The 18175-nt window shown below is 60.9% G+C and carries 20 protein-coding genes; 14 read left to right on the top strand and 6 right to left on the bottom strand.

The genetic code is table 11. From position 1 onward, the window contains the following. Nucleotides 1-56: 56 nt before the first annotated feature. The gene (locus C5L13_RS14680) at nucleotides 57-938 is read left to right on the top strand and encodes an ABC transporter substrate-binding protein (protein ID WP_105384038.1); all 882 of its coding nucleotides are present in this window, start codon (nucleotides 57-59) and stop codon (nucleotides 936-938) included. Further along, nucleotides 931-2913, top strand: a complete 1983-nt coding sequence (fhuB, locus tag C5L13_RS14685) for a Fe(3+)-hydroxamate ABC transporter permease FhuB (protein WP_105384310.1) — start codon at nucleotides 931-933, stop codon at nucleotides 2911-2913. The genes C5L13_RS14680 and fhuB overlap by 8 nt, the downstream gene beginning before the upstream one ends. Before the next feature lie 78 nt (nucleotides 2914-2991). Here fhuB and C5L13_RS29015 read toward each other — a convergent pair whose 3' ends face one another. Next, nucleotides 2992-3147, bottom strand: coding sequence for a hypothetical protein (locus tag C5L13_RS29015; RefSeq protein WP_170117276.1), 156 nt, complete (start codon nucleotides 3145-3147; stop codon nucleotides 2992-2994). A gap of 121 nt (nucleotides 3148-3268) precedes the next feature. On the opposite strand from C5L13_RS29015, the gene C5L13_RS14690 reads away from it, so the two are divergent. The 7 genes from C5L13_RS14690 (at nucleotide 3269) to C5L13_RS14720 (ending at nucleotide 10161) form a co-directional block, all read left to right on the top strand. Further along, nucleotides 3269-3814, top strand: a complete 546-nt coding sequence (locus C5L13_RS14690) for a cytochrome c oxidase subunit 3 family protein (protein WP_105384039.1) — start codon at nucleotides 3269-3271, stop codon at nucleotides 3812-3814. Nucleotides 3815-3824: 10 nt separating this feature from the next. Continuing rightward, the gene (locus tag C5L13_RS14695; protein ID WP_105384040.1) at nucleotides 3825-4100 is read left to right on the top strand and encodes a cytochrome C oxidase subunit IV family protein; all 276 of its coding nucleotides are present in this window, start codon (nucleotides 3825-3827) and stop codon (nucleotides 4098-4100) included. A gap of 154 nt (nucleotides 4101-4254) precedes the next feature. Then, complete coding sequence (locus tag C5L13_RS14700; RefSeq protein ID WP_245571270.1) at nucleotides 4255-5373, top strand: hypothetical protein; 1119 nt, start codon at nucleotides 4255-4257, stop codon at nucleotides 5371-5373. 181 nt (nucleotides 5374-5554) lie between these two features. Next, the gene (locus tag C5L13_RS14705) at nucleotides 5555-6007 is read left to right on the top strand and encodes a c-type cytochrome (RefSeq protein WP_105384041.1); all 453 of its coding nucleotides are present in this window, start codon (nucleotides 5555-5557) and stop codon (nucleotides 6005-6007) included. Between the two features lie 21 nt (nucleotides 6008-6028). Continuing rightward, nucleotides 6029-7375 carry a nitric-oxide reductase large subunit gene (locus tag C5L13_RS14710; protein ID WP_105384042.1) on the top strand — a complete coding sequence of 449 codons (1347 nt, stop codon included), beginning with the start codon at nucleotides 6029-6031 and terminating at the stop codon, nucleotides 7373-7375. Nucleotides 7376-7438: 63 nt separating this feature from the next. Beyond that, entirely contained in the window at nucleotides 7439-8251 is an 813-nt protein-coding gene (locus C5L13_RS14715) for a CbbQ/NirQ/NorQ/GpvN family protein (RefSeq protein ID WP_105384043.1), read from the top strand. 11 nt (nucleotides 8252-8262) lie between these two features. Next, entirely contained in the window at nucleotides 8263-10161 is a 1899-nt protein-coding gene (locus C5L13_RS14720) for a nitric oxide reductase activation protein NorD (RefSeq protein ID WP_105384044.1), read from the top strand. A gap of 89 nt (nucleotides 10162-10250) precedes the next feature. Here C5L13_RS14720 and hemN read toward each other — a convergent pair whose 3' ends face one another. Continuing rightward, nucleotides 10251-11603 (bottom strand): oxygen-independent coproporphyrinogen III oxidase, encoded by a 1353-nt coding sequence (gene hemN, locus C5L13_RS14725; RefSeq protein WP_105384045.1) that lies wholly within the window; start codon nucleotides 11601-11603, stop codon nucleotides 10251-10253. 201 nt (nucleotides 11604-11804) lie between these two features. On the opposite strand from hemN, the gene C5L13_RS14730 reads away from it, so the two are divergent. Genes C5L13_RS14730 through C5L13_RS14750 form a run of 5 tightly spaced genes read left to right on the top strand, consistent with a single transcriptional unit; the run spans nucleotide 11805 to nucleotide 14457 of the window. Next, nucleotides 11805-12074, top strand: a complete 270-nt coding sequence (locus C5L13_RS14730; RefSeq protein ID WP_105384046.1) for a DUF2249 domain-containing protein — start codon at nucleotides 11805-11807, stop codon at nucleotides 12072-12074. An 11-nt stretch (nucleotides 12075-12085) separates the two neighbouring features. Next, entirely contained in the window at nucleotides 12086-13444 is a 1359-nt protein-coding gene (locus C5L13_RS14735; protein ID WP_105384047.1) for a hypothetical protein, read from the top strand. Next, nucleotides 13441-13962 (top strand): DUF2249 domain-containing protein, encoded by a 522-nt coding sequence (locus C5L13_RS14740; RefSeq protein ID WP_105384048.1) that lies wholly within the window; start codon nucleotides 13441-13443, stop codon nucleotides 13960-13962. Before C5L13_RS14735 ends, C5L13_RS14740 begins: the two co-directional genes overlap by 4 nt. Then, nucleotides 13955-14251 (top strand): metal-sulfur cluster assembly factor, encoded by a 297-nt coding sequence (locus C5L13_RS14745; protein ID WP_105384049.1) that lies wholly within the window; start codon nucleotides 13955-13957, stop codon nucleotides 14249-14251. Before C5L13_RS14740 ends, C5L13_RS14745 begins: the two co-directional genes overlap by 8 nt. Next, entirely contained in the window at nucleotides 14248-14457 is a 210-nt protein-coding gene (locus C5L13_RS14750) for a hypothetical protein (RefSeq protein ID WP_105384050.1), read from the top strand. Before C5L13_RS14745 ends, C5L13_RS14750 begins: the two co-directional genes overlap by 4 nt. A gap of 215 nt (nucleotides 14458-14672) precedes the next feature. On the opposite strand, the gene C5L13_RS14755 is transcribed toward C5L13_RS14750, so the two are convergent. The 4 genes from C5L13_RS14755 to nirK form a co-directional block, all read right to left on the bottom strand. Continuing rightward, nucleotides 14673-15119, bottom strand: coding sequence for a pseudoazurin (locus tag C5L13_RS14755; protein WP_105384051.1), 447 nt, complete (start codon nucleotides 15117-15119; stop codon nucleotides 14673-14675). A 108-nt stretch (nucleotides 15120-15227) separates the two neighbouring features. Next, nucleotides 15228-15923, bottom strand: coding sequence for a Crp/Fnr family transcriptional regulator (locus tag C5L13_RS14760; protein WP_105384312.1), 696 nt, complete (start codon nucleotides 15921-15923; stop codon nucleotides 15228-15230). 83 nt (nucleotides 15924-16006) lie between these two features. After that, nucleotides 16007-16909 (bottom strand): SUMF1/EgtB/PvdO family nonheme iron enzyme, encoded by a 903-nt coding sequence (locus C5L13_RS14765; protein WP_245571271.1) that lies wholly within the window; start codon nucleotides 16907-16909, stop codon nucleotides 16007-16009. 92 nt (nucleotides 16910-17001) lie between these two features. Then, nucleotides 17002-18135 carry a copper-containing nitrite reductase gene (gene nirK / locus C5L13_RS14770; RefSeq protein WP_105384052.1) on the bottom strand — a complete coding sequence of 378 codons (1134 nt, stop codon included), beginning with the start codon at nucleotides 18133-18135 and terminating at the stop codon, nucleotides 17002-17004. Between the last annotated feature and the right edge of the window lie 40 nt (nucleotides 18136-18175).

The raw sequence follows: 18175 nt of genomic DNA on the forward strand, positions 1-18175 counted from the left end.
GAGTTAGCAGGAGGGCCCGTTTTGGGCCTTCCTTTGTCATTGGAGATACATCGAGAGTGCCGCAATTCACGCGTAGAAACTTGCTTTCCTGCACGACTGCGGCGTTTCTCGCCGCACCCGCCGTCCTTCGCGCGGAGACCAGCGGAAAACGCGTTGCCACGCTTGATTGGGCGCTTCTCGAAACCCTACTCGCAATCGGAGCTGATGTCGTGGCTGCAACCGAGCTTCGACAGTTTCGGCAGATCGCGGTCACGCCCGAAGTTCCGGAACATGTGACTGACCTCGGCCTGCGCGGCTCGCCGAACTTCGAGGTGCTGCGGTTTGCCCGCCCGGATCTGATCTTCAACTCGAATTTCTACGCCTGGGCCGATCCCCTGATGAGCCGCATTGCCCCGGTCGAAAGCCATGCGATCTACAGTCCCGGAGAGAGCCCCTACTCCCTTGCCGAGCGGGCGACACTTGCCATCGGCGAGCGGCTTCAGCTTTCGACGGCCAGAAAAATGGTCGAAGATCTTGCAGCCAAACTCGACAGGCTCCGACCACTCTTTGCGCGCGGCGATGGCCGGCCTGTGCTGCCGATCAATCTCGGGGATGCCCGGCACTTCCGCGTATTCGGCTCCGACAGCATGTTCGGCGAAGTTTTGAAACGCGTCGGCCTCGACAATGCCTGGACAGGCGCAACCAGCTATTCCGCTGCCGCGCCGGTCGGTATTGAAACTCTGGCATCCATGCCGGACGCCTGGATCATCTTCATCCCGCCTCATCCGGAAGACGCCTTCCGGTCGTTGACGCTAAGCACCTTTTGGAACGCCTTGCCGGCGGTGCGCGAGAAACGTGTCCTGAGGATCGGCTCCATCAACCCCTACGGGGCGCTGCCGTCCGCAAGCCGCTTTGCCGATTTCCTGGCGGAGGGATTTTCGGATGTCCGCAATGGCTGACCTGGCACCACCCGTCAGGGCTCAGGCAATGCCGCTGGTTGTAGCTGCCGGCCTTGGAATTGCCTGCATCGCCGGCTTCGTCCTGTTGGTGTTGCTCCGTCCGCTGGTCCCCGGCGGCGGGGCGGCTCTCGACGAGATCCTTTTATGGCAAAGCCTGCTGCCGCGGGCCGCGATTGCGCTGTTCTCCGGCGCGGCCCTCGGCCTTGCCGGCGCTTTGCTCCAACGCGTCCTGCGAAACCCGATTGCCGACGCGTCGACCTTGGGGATCGCTTCGGGAGCCGAACTGGCGCTCACGCTCGGCTTGAGCTTCTCGCCGCTCCTGACCGTTCTTTCGCGGGAGCTGCTGGCGTTCACGGGCGGGCTCGCAACGGTTGCAACCGTGCTTGCTCTCAGTTGGCGGCGCGGACTGGATCCTGTCACCGTGGCCATCTCCGGCATGATCGTCAGCATGATTGCGGCATCGCTGAGCGTTGCTCTGGTGCTTGCCCGTGGCGAATATGCCCTGTCGATCCATATATGGGGTGCCGGCGTCCTTAATCAGGGCGACTGGAGCGGCGTCGCTTCGCTCGCGCCCCGACTTGTCGCCGGCATAATTGCTGCCTTTCTCCTGCTGCGGCCGCTCAATGTCCTCACCCTCGATGATTCCAGCGCCCGGAGCTTGGGGGTTACACTGCATGCCGCCCGGTTCGCGATCCTCATCCTCGCTGTCTGGCTTTCGGCCTCCGTCACGGCAATGGTCGGGATCATCGGTTTCCTCGGGCTTGCCGCACCGACGATCGCCAGGCTGTGCGGCGCGCGCACGACCGGCCGGATCATGATCGCCGCACCTCTGACCGGCGCAGCGGTGCTGTTCCTCGCGGATTGCCTGACGCAACTGCTTGGGCCGGGTTTTACCGATCTTGCCCCGACCGGCGCTTTCACGGCGCTACTTGGTGGGCCTCTGCTGTTGATCATGCTGCCTCGCCTTCACGGCTTCTCTGCCGTCACGGCAAGCTCCGATACCATGCTCCGACCGCTGCGAAAGCCGGCAGCCGCTCTGGCTACTCTCGCCATTCTGCTGATCGCGATTTTCGCTGCCGCTCTGGCCTTCGGCCCGACGCCGGACGGTTGGCATTTTGCGACCGGCCCACTGTTTTCCGAGCTTCTGCCATTCCGCCTGCCTCGCATAGTCGCGGCAGGCTGTGCCGGCGCCCTGCTCGGGGTTGCCGGCCTTATCATGCAGCGGGTAACGGGCAACCCGATGGCAAGCCCGGAAGTGCTGGGCGTATCGACGGGCGCGGGCGCCGGCCTGACGGTTGCACTCTTCGTTTTTGGCTTTCCGTCGTCCGTCGTGATGCTGACCAGCATGGCGCTAGGCGCGCTCGTGGCATTCCTCGTGATGCTCACTGTCACCGCACGCTCCGGCCTCTCGGCTGAACGATTGCTGCTCGCCGGTATCGCGATCGGCGCCCTGTCCATGGCAATCATCGGCATGGCGCTGGCCCAGGGCGACATGCGCAGCTACATCCTGCTGACCTGGATTTCCGGATCCACCAACCGCGCCGGCGCCTTCGAGGCATGGATGGCGATTGCTTCCTTTGCCCTGCTGACCGCCCCCCTCTTCCTGACGACACGCTGGCTTTCGATCCTGCCGCTCGGCACAAGCCTGTCGCGCAGCGTCGGTCTGCGCATCATGCCCTCCCGTCTCCTGCTTGCCGTCCTGGCGGCGCTGATGACGGCGATCTCCTCGTTCCTGGTAGGCCCCTTAAGCCTTGTCGGACTTGTCGCGCCGCATCTCGCCCGGCTGATCGGCCTTCAGACGCCGCGCCAGCAGATCGCCGCGTCGATCTTGATCGGTGCCAGCGTTCTCATGCTCGCCGACTGGCTGTCCCGCGTAGTGATCTTTCCCTATCAGATCCCCGCTGGTCTCTTGGCCTCGCTGATCGGTGGGCCGTATCTTCTCTGGCTGCTTGGCAGGAAGGCAAAGCGCATGTGATCGACAAGCGTGCCGCGGATACGCGGCACCGTCGAATGCAGCGCAATGAAGGTCGCGAAATCCAGCAGGAATTCGCCTCTACTGCTGCCAGAAGAGAACGCCCGCTATGGCCACGGAGAACACGACGGCGGCGAACGAACTATAGCCCTGCAGAACGCCCATTCGCTTCAAGGCGATGGCGAATATGATGATGATCGGAGCGGCCATCAGAAGGCCGAGCTGTGCGTCAGACATGACAGATCCCTAATTTTGCCCGCATTCTAACCGGCCGACCTCCGATTTCTTTGCGAAAAGACAAAGAGCGGCGGCTGAGTTGCCTTCATTTTCCAGTCCGGCGAACAGCGGAGGCAGGTGAATGGCGGCGATTTCGACGACCGAGGAGTCGGATGAAGGTGGCGACCTTCTTCTTTGGGTGCTGGTATGGGGCGAACTGGCAGCTTTCGGAATCCTGCTGCTTGGCTATCTCGTGATGTCGGTATTGCATCCGGAAAGTTTCGCGCTCGCCAAGCTGCATCTTGCGCCACGTCTGGCCGGCTTCAATACCATCGTCCTTCTGACAAGCAGCTGGCAGGCGGCACTGGCGGTCCGTTATCAGGACAAGCCGCAGCTGCAGCGCCTGTTCCTGCTCCTTGCTGCGACACTGGGCTTTGTCTTCGTCGCGCTCAAATTCGTCGAGTACGGCTCCGAGTGGAGCGCCACCGGCGATCCGAACCTGCAGACCTTCTTTGAGCTCTACTTTCTCGTCACCGGCTTCCACCTCGCCCATGTCGCCTTCGTAGGTCTCCTTTTCGTGTTCGCGTCGATCCGGCTCGAGCGTTCAACGATCATCATCCTGACAACCGTCTGGCACGTCATCGATATCGTCTGGCTGGTGATGTTCCCCGTGATCTACCTGACCTAGGAGCACCGCAATGAACGGCTCGAAACTCTTCAGCAGCGCCAACTGGGTCATAATGCTGGGTATCGTCGCTGCGTTGATCGCAGCGCAATGGAAAGATCAGGCCATCCCGGTCGTGGCGCTCGCAGTCATTCTGGCCTTCACTATCGCCAAGGTGCGCCTCATCGTCCTCGATTTCATGAGCCTGCGCGGCACCCGGCCTAATCTCGCTCGGGCGCTGGTGATGTGGCCGGCCTTCTTTGCCGTCGCGGGGCTGGCGAAAGCTCTTGCTCCTGCCGTTTGGCAGTGATGCGGGAGCGGTAGATGGCACTGCTGCACTTTTTCGCCTGAAGTTGACATACGTCAACTAACGATTGCCGTTCCTGGCTATTGTCAAATGCAGCGCAAGCAAGACCGGGCAATCTGATCCTGACTGCGTATGGCAATCGTAAAAGGACAAGACGATGCATTCCGCTCGCCGGGCCGGATGGCTCACAACCGCGTTCACGCTTCTGCTGGCGGCCGAGCCAGCGTCCGCTCATGTCAAATGGTTCGCACCCTACATTGTCGGCGCCCCGCCTCAGGCGATTGGCGTGACCCTCTCCAATACCTGGTTCTGGCTGGGTATCGCACTTGTGCTGGTCTTCTTCCTCGCCACTCGGATGATTGAGAAATCCTCTGCGGGAGAGATGATCCTGGCAGGCATGGACCGGATTTCAGACCCTCTCTGGCGGCGCCTGGACGACTTTGTAAGGGTCGTCATCGGAGCGTTTTTCATCGCGATCTTCGCCGTCGGCGGCGTTTACCTCACGCCTGATTTGAAGACGCCATCGGAACTCGTCTCCTGGGGTCAGTTGCTGATCGCCATGCTGATCTTTTCGAGACGAACCCAGCCACTCGCCGCCGCGGGCATCATCAGCCTCTGGCTGCTCGCCCTTCGCGATTATGACATCTTCCATCTTCTCGACTATCTGGCATTGGGCGTTGGCGTGGCGGCCTATCTCGTTCTGGAGGCCTCGCCCAACCCCGAACTGCGCAAACACCGGTTTCAGGCTCTGCGCTGGGGCGTCGCCATCGCCTTGATGTGGTCGAGCCTGGAGAAATTCGCTTATCCGGACTGGTTCTATCCGCTGGTCGAAGAAAAGCCCTTTCTGACTTTTGGTCTGCCGCGTGACGTTTTCATTCCGATGGCCGGCGTCGCCGAGTTTACGATGGGTTTCGGTCTTCTATGGACGCCGCTCATCCGCCGGCTCTCGGCAATCGCGCTCTTCGTGATCTTCAACGCCGCGGTCTATCCCTTCGGCCGTATCGACCTGATCGGCCACGCCCTCATCATGGCCGTGATCGTGGCAATTGCTGCCGATCACACACGCGACGTTTTCTTTATGCCTCGACTGAAGAAGTTGCTCGCGGGGGTACCTGTTGGTCTTGCCGCCGCCATGATCCTATTCGTTTCGTCCTATTGGGGGCTGCATGTCGCCATCTACGGAAGCGAGGGGATAGTCGGCTCTACCGTGGAACGAGTCACGCACACGCCTGATCCCGAGCATCCTCATGCGCCGACCGGCCATGCAGCCGACTGAACCGACGAGTTTCCATACCTCCCGCCGCAGGCCAAGCCCGGCGGGAGTATCTTTTATTTGGTAAAACGCAAAGAACCCATCCCGGAATCCCCTCATAGAAGCTGTACGGGGTCCACGTCCGCAATTGCCGACGCAGCCCCCTGCACTTGCCGAAAGGCTTCCGTACATAGGGGACATGAGGATGTCAGAACGCCTCACAAAGACCGGGGCACGCAACGTCTTTTATGGCGGCTCCGCGTTCTTCTTTGCAATCTTCCTGGGGCTAACCGCCCACAGCCACTACTACATGCGCACCTCCTCCACAGACGAGACCACGCTGACCGACGCGGTCGCGCGCGGCAAACACGTCTGGGAGAAGAACTCCTGTATCAACTGCCACACGCTTCTCGGTGAAGGCGCCTATTTCGCGCCGGAACTCGGCAACGTGTGGAAGCGCTGGGGTGGAGATACCGACCCGGACACCGCCCGCTCCACGCTGAAGGCCTGGATGGCTGCCCAGCCGACCGGGATCGAAGGCAGACGGCAGATGCCGCAATTCAATCTGACCGAACAGGAACTCGACGATCTCGCGGATTTCCTGGAGTGGACCAGCAAGATCAAGACCCAGAACTGGCCGCCGAACGACGCCGGTTGATCTCAGGGGAAGGAAATCATCATGAAATATCAAACCCAGAAGGTCGCGATGCTGTATTTCTACGGCGCGCTCGGCCTCTTCGTCGCCCAGGTCCTGTTCGGCGTGCTTGCAGGCACCATCTACGTCCTGCCGAACACGCTCTCCGAACTTCTTCCCTTCAACATCGTTCGCATGGTGCACACCAATGCGCTGATCGTCTGGCTGCTTATCGGTTTCATGGGCGCCACCTATTATCTCCTCCCGGAAGAGGCGGAGACGGAACTCTTCAGCCCGAAACTCGCCATCGCGCAGTTCTGGATCTTCCTGGGAGCGGCGGCGGTCGCTGTCGTCGGATATCTTTTCAAGATCCACGAGGGCCGCGAGTTCCTGGAACAGCCCTTCATCATCAAGGTGGGCATCGTCGTTGTCTGCCTGATGTTCCTGTTCAATATCACCATGACAGTATTGAAAGGTCGCAAGACGGTCGTCACGAACATCCTGATCTTCGGCCTGTGGGGTGTGGCGATCTTCTTCCTGTTCGCCTTCTATAACCCGGCCAACCTCGCACTCGACAAGATGTACTGGTGGTATGTCGTCCATCTGTGGGTGGAAGGCGTCTGGGAACTCATCATGGCCTCCGTTCTGGCCTTCCTGATGATCAAGCTGAACGGCATCGACCGCGAAGTGGTCGAGAAGTGGCTCTATGTCATCGTCGGTCTTGCCCTGTTCTCGGGCATTCTCGGCACCGGCCACCACTTCTACTGGATCGGCGCTCCGGGTTACTGGCAGTGGATCGGTTCGCTCTTCTCGACGCTGGAAGTCGCCCCCTTCTTCACCATGGTCATCTTCACCTTCGTGATGACCTGGAAGGCCGGCCGCAAGCATCCGAACCGCGCAGCCCTCCTGTGGTCGATCGGTTGCTCCGTCATGGCCTTCTTCGGCGCCGGCGTCTGGGGTTTTCTGCATACGCTCTCCTCCGTCAACTACTACACGCACGGAACACAGGTCACCGCAGCCCACGGTCATCTCGCCTTCTTCGGCGCCTATGTGATGCTGAACCTCGCCGTCATGGCCTATGCCGTACCGGAAATCCGCGGCCGCGCGCCCTATAACCAGATGCTTTCCATGGTCAGCTTCTGGATCATGTGCACGGCGATGTCGGTGATGACCTTCGCGCTGACCTTTGCGGGCGTCCTCCAGGTTCATCTGCAGCGCGTTCTCGGCGAAGGCTACATGGACGTGCAGGACCAGTTGGCGATGTTCTACTGGATCCGCCTGGGTTCGGGGGTCTTCGTGCTCCTCTCCGCGCTGATGTTCCTGTGGGCGCTCTTCGTTCCTGGTCGGGAACGCCAGCCTGCCGGTCGTGCAGCCATCCAGCCTGCCGAATGATGCGATGCGGCTCCATCCTCGTGGTGGAGCCGCTCATCCCCCTAAAAGATCAAGGACACTCCGATGAACGCGATCCCCCAGATCAAGACCGCAACTGCCGAGGCGACGCCTCTTTATGTCCCTGCCGGTAACGAATGCGAACTGTTCGAAACGGCCTGGAGGCGGCAGCTCCCGTTGCTTCTGAAAGGTCCGACCGGCTGCGGCAAGACCCGCTTCGTCAGCCATATGGCAAAGCGTCTTGGCCTGCCGCTTTCGACCGTCTCCTGCCATGACGACCTGGCGGCCGCCGACCTTACCGGCCGCTTCCTCCTCAAGGGTGGCGACACGATCTGGGTTGACGGGCCCCTGACCCGAGCGGTCCGCGAAGGCGGCATCTGCTATCTCGACGAGATCGTGGAAGCCCGCAAGGACGTCGCCGTCGTGATCCATCCGCTGACGGACGATCGGCGCATTCTGCCGCTCGAAAGAACCGCCGAAGTGTTGGAAGCCCCGCCTGAGTTCATGCTGGTCGTCTCCTACAACCCCGGCTACCAGAACATCCTCAAGACTTTGAAACCCTCGACCAAACAGCGTTTCGTCGCAATCGAGTTCGACTTCCTGCCAAAGGATCAGGAGATTGCGATCGTTGCTGCCGAAAGCGGCCTCGAAGAGCGTCGGGTCGCCCCGCTGGTGGCACTCGCCCATCGCCTGCGCGCCCTCAAGGGGCACGATCTCGAGGAAGGAGTCTCCACCCGTCTGCTGGTCTATTGCGCCTCTCTGATCGAAAGCGGTCTGTCGCCGCGTGACGCGATCCGGGCCGCCTTGATCGAACCGCTGACCGACGATGCGGATGTCCGCGCCGCGCTATTCGAACTGGCGAAAGCCGTCGTCGCTTAAAGGATATCGCCATGCTGGACTTCCTCGAGCTGGAAGAAACTGTCGGCAAGGCCTGGCATCGGCTGGTCGGCCGGACACGGAGCATGCCGCGCTATCCCGAACACGCGGTCCCTCTGGACGAGGTCAAGACGATCCTCGCCTCCTGCTTTCGCGGCTTTGGCGGCGACCACGCCGTCCAGCTCGTCGCAGCCCATCAGCGCACGTCCAAGCATCGCCTGAAGCTTCGCCAGTTGGTCGGCCTCGGCGAAGAACGGATCGCCCGCTCCGGCAGGGATTTCGCGCGAGCGATGCTGCCGGAGACGATTGATCTCTTTCCGGACCGCGGTCTGAACCGGGAACTGTTCATCTGGCTCACGGCGTCTATCGCCACGCTGCCCGAAACCCTTCCCACTTCCGGCGATCCTCTCGTCAGGGATCTGGAGAGGTTGCATCTGTCATCCGCCAACGTGGACAGGACGCTTGCGGCATTCCCAGGCCTCCGGCCGGTCTATCGCAAGCTGTGCGAGGCAACGCTTGCAGAACGTCGGCGCGGATCGCTTCCCGCAGTCGAACGGCTTCTGGAAAGCAGGATCGTCAGCTTGCTCCGCAGCGGGGCGGGTTTTCCGGACGACACGCCGAAGGCGATCTTCCCGCGCCATGCGCCGTCCGGCTACCAGCCAATGATGGACGTTCCGCTCTGGCCGGAATTCTTTCCTCAAGAGGAAAGTCGTTCCAGCGCCCCGGATTCCGATCTGCCCGTCGATGATCCGCAAGATGGCGGCGGAAAGAAGCGCTTTGCCGCCGAACGCGAGCGCGAGGACGGCAAACGGTCCGAAAGAAGTCCGTTCATCCTGAACCGTTTCGAAAAGATCCTGTCTATGGCCGAAATGGTCAATGTCGACCGTCCGACCGACGATTCGCCCGAGGAGAATGGCAAGGCAGCCGAAGACCTTGACGAAATGATCCTCGGACGGCGTCGGGAGCGCCCCTCCTCCCGCTTCCGCTTCGATCTGGATCTTCCGCCGGAAATGGTCGACCTTGCGGAAATTGCCTCCGAATTGAGCTATCCGGAATGGGATTATCGAAAGGCTGCATACCTGAGGGACCACTGCCGCGTCCTCGCCGTTCCCGCCTCGGCAACGGGCGAGCATTCGGAAATCAGTCAAGAAACAAAGGCGCTGATCAGAAAGGTACGCAAGCAGTTCGAACTGCTTCGGCCAGGTCACGAGATGCTCAAGGCGCAGCTCGATGGCGTCGAACTCGACCTCGATGCAGTCGTCCGCTGCAGGACCGATCTTGTGGCCGGCGGTCAGGGGACGGATCGGATCCATCTCACCACGCAGCCGCGCACGCCTGATCTCGCCGTCAGCATCCTCGTGGACGTCTCTCTGTCCACCGACGCATGGATCGACAACCGGCGGGTGCTCGACGTTGAAAAGGATGCACTGCTGGTTCTTTCCCAGGGACTGTCGGCCTGCGGCACGGATCACTCCATAGTGACATTCACGTCGCGGCGACGTTCCTGGGTCAGGATGGAAACCGTCAAGGGTTTCGATGAGCGGACATCGCCTCTTGTCGAAGACCGGATTGCCGCCCTCAAACCCGGTTACTACACCCGCCTCGGCGCGGCTCTGAGGCACACCACCTCCCAGTTGACGAAACGTCCCAATCGGACCCGCTTGCTGCTCGTGCTGACCGACGGCAAGCCAAACGACATCGACCACTACGAGGGCCGGTTTGCGCTCGAAGACAGCCGGAAGGCTGTTCAGGAAGCACGCCGTCTGGGGGTCAATGTGTTTGCGGTAACGGTGGACAAGGAAGCGAAATCCTACCTCCCGGCCATGTTCGGTCGAAACGGATACGCCCTGGTCGGAGACATCGCCAAGCTCCCGGCCGCCTTGCCCGCTATTTATCGGGGTCTGACCGCATAACGAGGCGGCGGGCCTAAAAAAAGGCGCGGCAGCCCGTGACTGCCGCGTCTTTTTTCGTTTGTCTGATGGGACCCTCGCAGATCGGAAGCTCAGGCCGCCTTGCTGAAGGTGCGGCCGGTCTTGTTAAGATAAGCATCGAATGCCGAAGCCACGGCGCGGACAATGAACCGGTGCTGCTCCGACACCTTGATGGTGGCGTCCTCAAGGGTGATGAGACCGTCTCGCTGCAATGCATCCAGCCGTTCGTTCCCAGCCAGCAGAGTGTCCGCGTCAAACCCGTGAGCCAAGGCAGCAGCCGCAACGTCGACGGAGAAGTCGCACATCACCCGCTCGATCACGTCGGCTCGCAAACGGTCCTCCGCGGTTAGGCAATAGCCCTTCGAGGTCGGCAGCTCGCCACCCGCCACGCGGGAAGCATAGAGACCGGGAGGCACTTCGTTTTGAACATAGCCCTGCGGCAGCTTGCCGATCGAGGATGCTCCAAGGCCGATCAATGCGTCGCAGCCATCCGTCGTATATCCCTGGAAATTCCTGTGAAGTCGGCCTTCCTGCTGCGCGAGCGTCAGCTCGTCGGCTGGCAAGGCGAAATGATCGAGACCTATTCTCTGGTATCCTGCGGCGATCAAGGTCGCCGCAATTGCTTCGGCTTGCAGCGCGCGCTCGCGAACATCCGGAAGTGTCGCTTCATCGATGAGCCGCTGATGCTTCTTGAATGTCGGGATATGGGCATAGCCGAAAACTGCAAGACGATCGGGGCGCAGGCGGATCGCTGTCTCCACGGTCTCGATGCAGGATTGGACGGTCTGATAAGGCAGGCCATAGATGAGGTCGAAGTTGATCGCCTGAATGCCGTTTCCGCGAAGCCGCTCCACCGCCGTCATCGTCGTTTCGACGCTCTGTATCCGGTTGATGGCCTTCTGCACCTTGGGGTCGAAGCTCTGGACGCCGAGGCTCGCACGGGTCACGCCCGACGCGCCCAGGGCGTCCGCCATTTCGGCCGTCAATGTCCGCGGGTCGATCTCGACAGCGGTGTTGACATCCTCTGCAAATCCGAGACGATCCCGGAGAGCCTCCATCAACTGCACGAATTCTTCCGGCTTGATGATGGTGGGAGTGCCGCCGCCAAAGTGGATTTCGCCCACATGGAAGCTGTCGCCCCTGACCGCGGCCAGCAGTTCGACCTCCCGGTGGAGCACCTCCAGATAATCGAGGATCGGCTTGTCCCGCTCGGTAATCGTGGTGTGACAGCCGCAATACCAGCACATGGACCGACAGAAGGGGATATGGAGATAAAGGGAAGTGGCCCGCCCTTCCGGCAACGCCTTCAGCCACCCGTGATAGTCGGCAGGATCGAAGTCGCTCGAGAAGTTCGGCGCCGTCGGATAACTGGTGTAACGCGGCAATCGCGCATCGCCGTATTTTTCGATGATCGCTTCGGACATATCGGATACCTCGTTCAATTCAGTGTTGAAGAGGCTTTAACGCTGAAGGGACGCTTCATCTTTGTGCGAAATCAAGGACTGCCCCCCGTTTCGCTGAAATGTTTGTTCAGCCACAAATTTCTCAGGCGACGTCACTGCTAGTGCATGAAAATGGCCCGGGATTGCCCGGCGCCTCGTCATTCTGAAAGGCAAGGACAAAATATGCCGGATACGCAAATTCCCTCCATCGACGTCAGAGTTCTAGCGCCTGCCGAGCGTCACCCCAGAATCTTCGGTGTGCTGACCTCGCTCGCCCCGGGCGGCATCATGCACGTGACCAGCGACCACGATCCGCGGCCGCTGCATTACCAGATCGAGAGCCGGTATCCGGAGCAGTTCCATTGGCAGTATCTCGAGCAGGGTCCAGCCGTCTGGCGCGTCGAAATCCAGCGCGCCCAGAGTTCCGGCTGCGACTGCTGCTGCGGCCACTGAAAGAAAAGGTCATGCCCGGCGCCACCCTATCCCGTTGGACGATGTCGTATTTCGCTGCCGCATTGTCCTGCCTGGTCGCTGGATTGATCCTGACTGCCTCGGGCTTCGGTTATCCCTCGACCGCAATCGAGGACCCGGAGTCCCTGGCGGTCATCCACCTGATTGCGATCGGCTGGTTGGGGCTCCTGTTCGCGGGCTCGCTCCTCCAGTTCGTGCCGGTACTCGTCTCGCGGCCGCTGGAAACGCCCTGTCTCAGCCTGCCAGTCCTGCTTCTGATGATGGTCGGGCTCGGACTTTTGCTCACCGGCTTCCTGGGCCTTGCCGATATTCTGCCGCTCTGGAGCTGGACTCTGCCGCTCGGAGGCAGCGTTCTCACACTTGCATTTGCAGGTCTTCTCTGGATGGTGACAAAGACGCTCGCCGCAGCTCGTCCCCTGCCGCTCCCCGCCAAATTCGTTGCTCTTGGCTGTGCGGCGCTCGTTGGAGTGGCTGTCAGCGGCCTGCTCCTCGCCTTGCCGCTCTCCGGCGTCACCGCCAACCGATATCTGGTCGGCTTTCTGCTCGAAGCTGCTCCGTCGCACGCCTATCTCGGGCTCGTCGGCTGGATGACTGTTACCGCGATCGGCGTCAGCTACCGGCTTTTGGCAATGTTCCTGCTCTCGCCGGAGCGATCCCGGATGACGAGCCGAGCAGTGGGGTGGCTGATGGCGGCCGGACTGGGGATAGTCGTCGGCGGCATCTTGCTGGCCGGCTCCGGAATAAGCTCGACCGCAACAATCTATCTCGCAACGGCTATTGGAGGGGTTGCCGCCCTGATCTACGGCCTGGATGTTCATTTCATCTTTCGCGAACGAAAACGCAAATCTGCGGAGATGAACGTGCTCGCTAGCCTGGCGGCAGTCGCCATGCTGATTGCCTCTTTCGTTTTGTTTGAAGCATCTGCCTTGAGCGATCTGCCCATAGATCTCGCGCGTCCGGCCGCGTATCTCTTCGTGTTTGGCTGGCTGACGGGTCTCGGGCTGGGGCAGCTCTACAAGATCGTCGCCTTCATGACCTGGCTCGAGTGCTACGGACCAGTCCTCGGCCGCGCCCCGGTTCCACGGGTCCAGGAACTCGTCAACGAGCGGCGCTCGTCCGCATGGTTCCTGCTCTATTTCGGTGCCACCGTTGCCGCGACCGTCGCGCTGATTGCTGCGGCACCGACCGTATTCAGATGGATGACGCTGGCCCAGCTGGCGGCGATCTGCGCGCTGGTCTTCGAATTTGCCCAGGCTCGTCGTCTCGCAATTGTGCCACAGGAAATCCGGCTGCCCGACGGCGTCCGCCACCCGCAACTGTTTCTACCCAGCTTCAAGGGAAGTTCGCAATGACCATGGAATTCAAGGAACTCGACGTCAGACCGATCCTGCGAGACGGCGGCGAACCATTTGAAGAAATCATGAAAGCGGTTGCCGGGCTGCAGGAGGGTCAGGGACTTAGACTGCTGGCGCCCTTCAGGCCGCAGCCGCTCTTTCGGGTGATGGATTCGAAGGGTTTCGACCACGATGTCGTCGAACTAGAAGGCGGCCACTTCGAGGTGCGCTTCACCCCCAGAATGGAAGAGGCGGTCGCCGTATCCGAAAACGCGATTTCACCCGCGCTTTGGCCTGAGCCCGCAGTACAGCTCGATCTTTCCGACCTGCCGCCGCCCGAACCGATGCAGCAGATCCTTGCGGCGGCCGAAGGCCTCGAAGCCGGCAAGGTGATCTTCGCGGTACTCTCGCGCGAGCCGATCTTCCTCTTCCCCGAGCTTACCCGCCGAGGGCATCAGTGGGTCGGCAACTACGACCAGGGCGGCACTGCCTATCGGATTATGATCCGCGTCGGCTCGGGGGGCCGCAATGCTTGATCCGTTCGAACAGCAGGAAATGACGGACCGGGTGAGACGGCAGCTATCCACGATCATCGATCCCGAGATCGGCCGTGGCATCGTGGAAATGGGATTGATCTACCTGATCGAAATCAACGCCGAAGGCGATGTCAGCATCATCATGACCACCACGACAAAGGGTTGCCCCGCGGCGGGCTTCCTCACCGACGCCGTCAGATCCAGCGCAGCTTCTGTACCGGGCGTCGGCAATGTCGAGGTTACCCTCACCTATGAGCCGATGTGGCATCCGGAGATGATGCAATCATGAGCCTTTGGCGTGAGACGACAGAAACGCGTCGTGCGCAATCGCGCCTCAATCCGGCAGAAGGTCCGTTTGGCGAACTTCATCAACAGCGGCACCAAGATGCGCGAGCGATGGCCGAGGAAATTCTCTCCATCGGGGCCGCCGGCGACGTCGCAACCTTCCTTCTGTCGGAAGTTGAGCGGTTAGGCGAGCCGGTAGGCTGGGAATAGGCTTGAAGAAGAGAGGTCGAAACCGGCGGCAAAAAATCCGCAACTGCATGAAAGCACTGAATAAAAAACATTTAGCCCGACTCGAGCCGATCCGCAGCGCGCCTTGAGGGAACAACTGGGGCCGCTCAAATCGGGATAACTTGAGGAAGAGAAATGACAGATCGACGGCGGCCAAGAGGAGATAAAGCGGCCACCGCCCGATCGAGACGGTCGACTTAGACGCCGGCTGCAGCGATATCCGCATCCAGACGTTCACGGGCCTTCTTCGGCAGCTTCGCCGCCTTGATGGCATCAAGATTTTTCGGAGCGTCGCCGACGACGACCAGGCCGATCATGCCCATGCCGACATGCGGTGCGCATTTGACCGCATAAGCGCCTTCAACGTCGAAAGTGATCTTCACGCTTTCGTTCATCTTGCCCTTGAAAGCGGTGGCGCCATCCGGAATGAGCCCGTCGATCGTCTCGGCATTGTGGGACTTGTCCGTCGGAACGAAGGTCACCGTGTCGCCCTTGGCAATCTTGAGCGAGCTCGGTTCGAAAACCATGGCACCGTCCTTGCCCTTGTTGAGCATCTGGACCTCGAAATCCGCGGCCATTGCGCCGGTTCCGAAAGCTGCAGCGAGAATGGCTGCACCGATAAGGGAAGCGAAAGTCTTTTTCATCGTCTAACTCCTGTTTCAAGAGACCTCGTGCCTCTGTTGATAGGCAGCTTATCTCAGGAGCGGACTCTTTCTTTGACACACCGCAAACATGGGATGATTTGCGGTTGCCTACCCTTTTACGGTTTCGGCGAGCGCTGAAAGCCCATCGACATCCTTGACCGTCAGCTTCTGACGGCCGCCCTCCACGAGCCCTTTGGCCTCCCAGGCGCTCATGATCCTGGAAACGGTGTGGAGTGTAGTGCCGGTCATCTCGGCGATGTCCTGGCGGGAAATCGGAAAGTCGATGCGCACGGCGCCCCCTTCCTTCCTGCCGGCCTGCTTGGCAAGCCGCAGAACCGCATGCGCGACACGACGCTCGACCTCCTGCGTGGACATTTCCCGGATCCGGGCATGAGCCTCCTCCAGACGCTGCCCGATCGTCTGCATCGCAGTGACGGCCAAACGCGGGTTTTTGTCCACGAACTGAGGCCAGAGTTCCGTCGGCCATGACAGCGCTATGCTTTCGGCGACAGCTGTTGCGGTGCCGGGGTAATCACTGCGCATGAGCGCTTTGGCGAAGCCGAACAGGTCTCCGGGGTGAACCACGCGGACGATGATCTGCTGACCGTCCTCGGTCACCTGCGTGACTTTCAGTCTGCCATGCAGGAGAAGGAAGAAATGGGTCGCCGCCGCGCCCTGCTCGAAAACGGCCTCGCCGACCGGTACTCGACGCGAGGTCGAATGCACAAGAAGGGCTTCGGTGTCGGCGTCATCCATCTTCTCGAAAAGCGGGAAAGTTCGGACGAGGCTTTTGTCGATCTTCAAGGCGATGCGCTCCGCTAATTTGAACGCGACCTTAGCACGCCTCGCGGCGAGATCGAAGGCACTGGATTGCCGCACCTCGGGATTTAGGCCATCCAGCCCTTTTCGCGGAACTTCACCAGGAATGGTGCATACCATTTCGTCGATTTCACAAGACGAAAGCCAAGATTGTCGGGAGGAGTTCCGACCGAACACCCGCCCCCTTTCGGATCGCGGATGAAGGAACTGACCGGCGAACGATGGCTCGCGACGGTGACATAGACCCCACATATCGGCTCTGCATTCCGGACCGACCCGTTCGCATGAAGATGCACCCGCCGGTGACAGGTCGAGGTCCACTCCCAGACATTTCCACCGAAATCTGCAAGCCCGTGTTCATTTTCGCCGAAGCTTCCGAGCGGCCGGGGAACAGGATCGCGTTTCGACCGCTCCCGCGCCTCGCGCTCGTAGTCCGCCAGCCAGCGGAGCGCCGGGTTCTTGCTGTCGGGATCAAGCCCGAGCGCATCGTCAGGAAAGAGCTTGCCTGCGGCATGCGCAAGCTGCTGATCGGATGGAAGCGTCCAGTATTGGCCGGTCTTTTTTGAGAGCCAGTGGGCGTAGTCCATCGCGTCATCGAAACTGACGCCGGTGACCGGCACGTTCGCGCTACCGGCAGGAGGGGCGTCGGCCGCCGCGCAGGCGCCATCAAGGACGCAGGCCGCGTATTCGTTCGCTGTAATCTGATATTTCGTGACAGTGAGGCTTTCCGAAGCGATCACCGTCTTCATCGGCGGATCAACCGGCGCGGTGCCCTTCACGAACTCGCCGTCGCTCCGGTATTTGTATGTCCGCGCCGGCACCACGACCGTCTTCGGTTCATGGATCGCGCTTCGGGGCTCCGGGTCATCGAAAAAGCCGGCCTGCTGAACAATACCGGCCGACAGAGCGGCGATCAGCGTGATCGGAAGTGCAGTTTGAAAGATCGAGAGATTTCGCTTTGTCCGCGGCATGTTCGCCTCCTGGGCGAAACCGCATCCTTGAGGGAGGCGGGCCTGTTGAGGAAGCCGGCGGGGCAAGGACCACCCTGCCCCGCCTCGCCTGATCAGCTTCCGGTCGGTGCGACGATCGATGTCATCAGATCATCGTTCCAGTCGCCCGTGACCTTGAAGTGAGCCGCCGCCCCCAGTTCGAAAGCTTCGATCAGGTTGTGGTTCACGTAGGCGTAGATGCCAGGCTGTTCGAAGGTGTAGAACGCCGCACCGGCCGTGCCGCCCGGGATGAACCAGGTTTCCTGATCGCGGTCGGGAACGTTGTTGAACTTGCCCGTCTGCCAGACATAGTCGCCGTGTCCGCCGATGAGGTGCGGGCGTGTGTCACGGTTGGCCTGCGAATGGACGATCAGCACCTTTTCGCCGACGGCGGCGGTCAGCGCGTTTTCGCCGGTCAGGGCGCCGACCGCACCGTTGAAGACGATGTGGCTCGGGGTCAGCGTCCGCATGACCTTCAGCGTGTCTTCATAGGCATCGCCAACGCTCTCGTATTTCTTGAAGTTGCCGGCCTCGTCGCGCGGCACATAGAAGTCCTGTTCGCCGACATAATAAACCTTGTCGTAGACCAGTTCCTTGCCGTGACCGTCCGTCAGACCTTCACGCGGCAGCACCATGATCGCGCCGTTCATGCCCGAGGTGACGTGCCAGGGAACCATGCCGGGAGGTGCGCAGTGGTAGACGAAGACGCCAGCCTTGGTGGCCTTGAAGCGCAGCACCGCTTTCTCACCCGGGTTCACGATGGTGAGCGCACCGCCGCCGAGCGCACCCGTGGCCGAATGGAAGTCGATGTTGTGCTGCAACTCGTTCGTATCGGGATTGATGAGGGTCAGCTCGACATAGTCGCCCTGGTGCACGACCATCATCGGGCCGGGAACCGATCCGTCGAAGGTCATTGCGTTGATTTCCGTACCTTCCTTGTCGATCACCAGCTTCTTTTCCTGGATCGTCAGGGTGAATTCGACGATCTTCGGAGGACCATCGGCCTTTTGGGTATGGGCATGGACGAAGGGCGGCTTCACGAGGTCGACCTTGACGCGGCGCAGAGCCGAAAGATCGGTCGGCTTCATCTTGGCCGGAGGAGCTTCTTCCGCATGGGCGAACGACGCTTGGACGATTGGCGCCACGGCACCGACGATAGCTGCCCCCGCCAGGATCGAACGTCTGGTTATCTGTAATTTGTCAGTCATGGTCTCATCCTTCGGAACAAAGGGCGGAGTGGATCGCCGT

It is taken from the genome of Neorhizobium alkalisoli (assembly GCF_002968635.1).
In the GTDB taxonomy this organism is placed as follows: Bacteria; Pseudomonadota; Alphaproteobacteria; order Rhizobiales; family Rhizobiaceae; genus Neorhizobium; species Neorhizobium alkalisoli.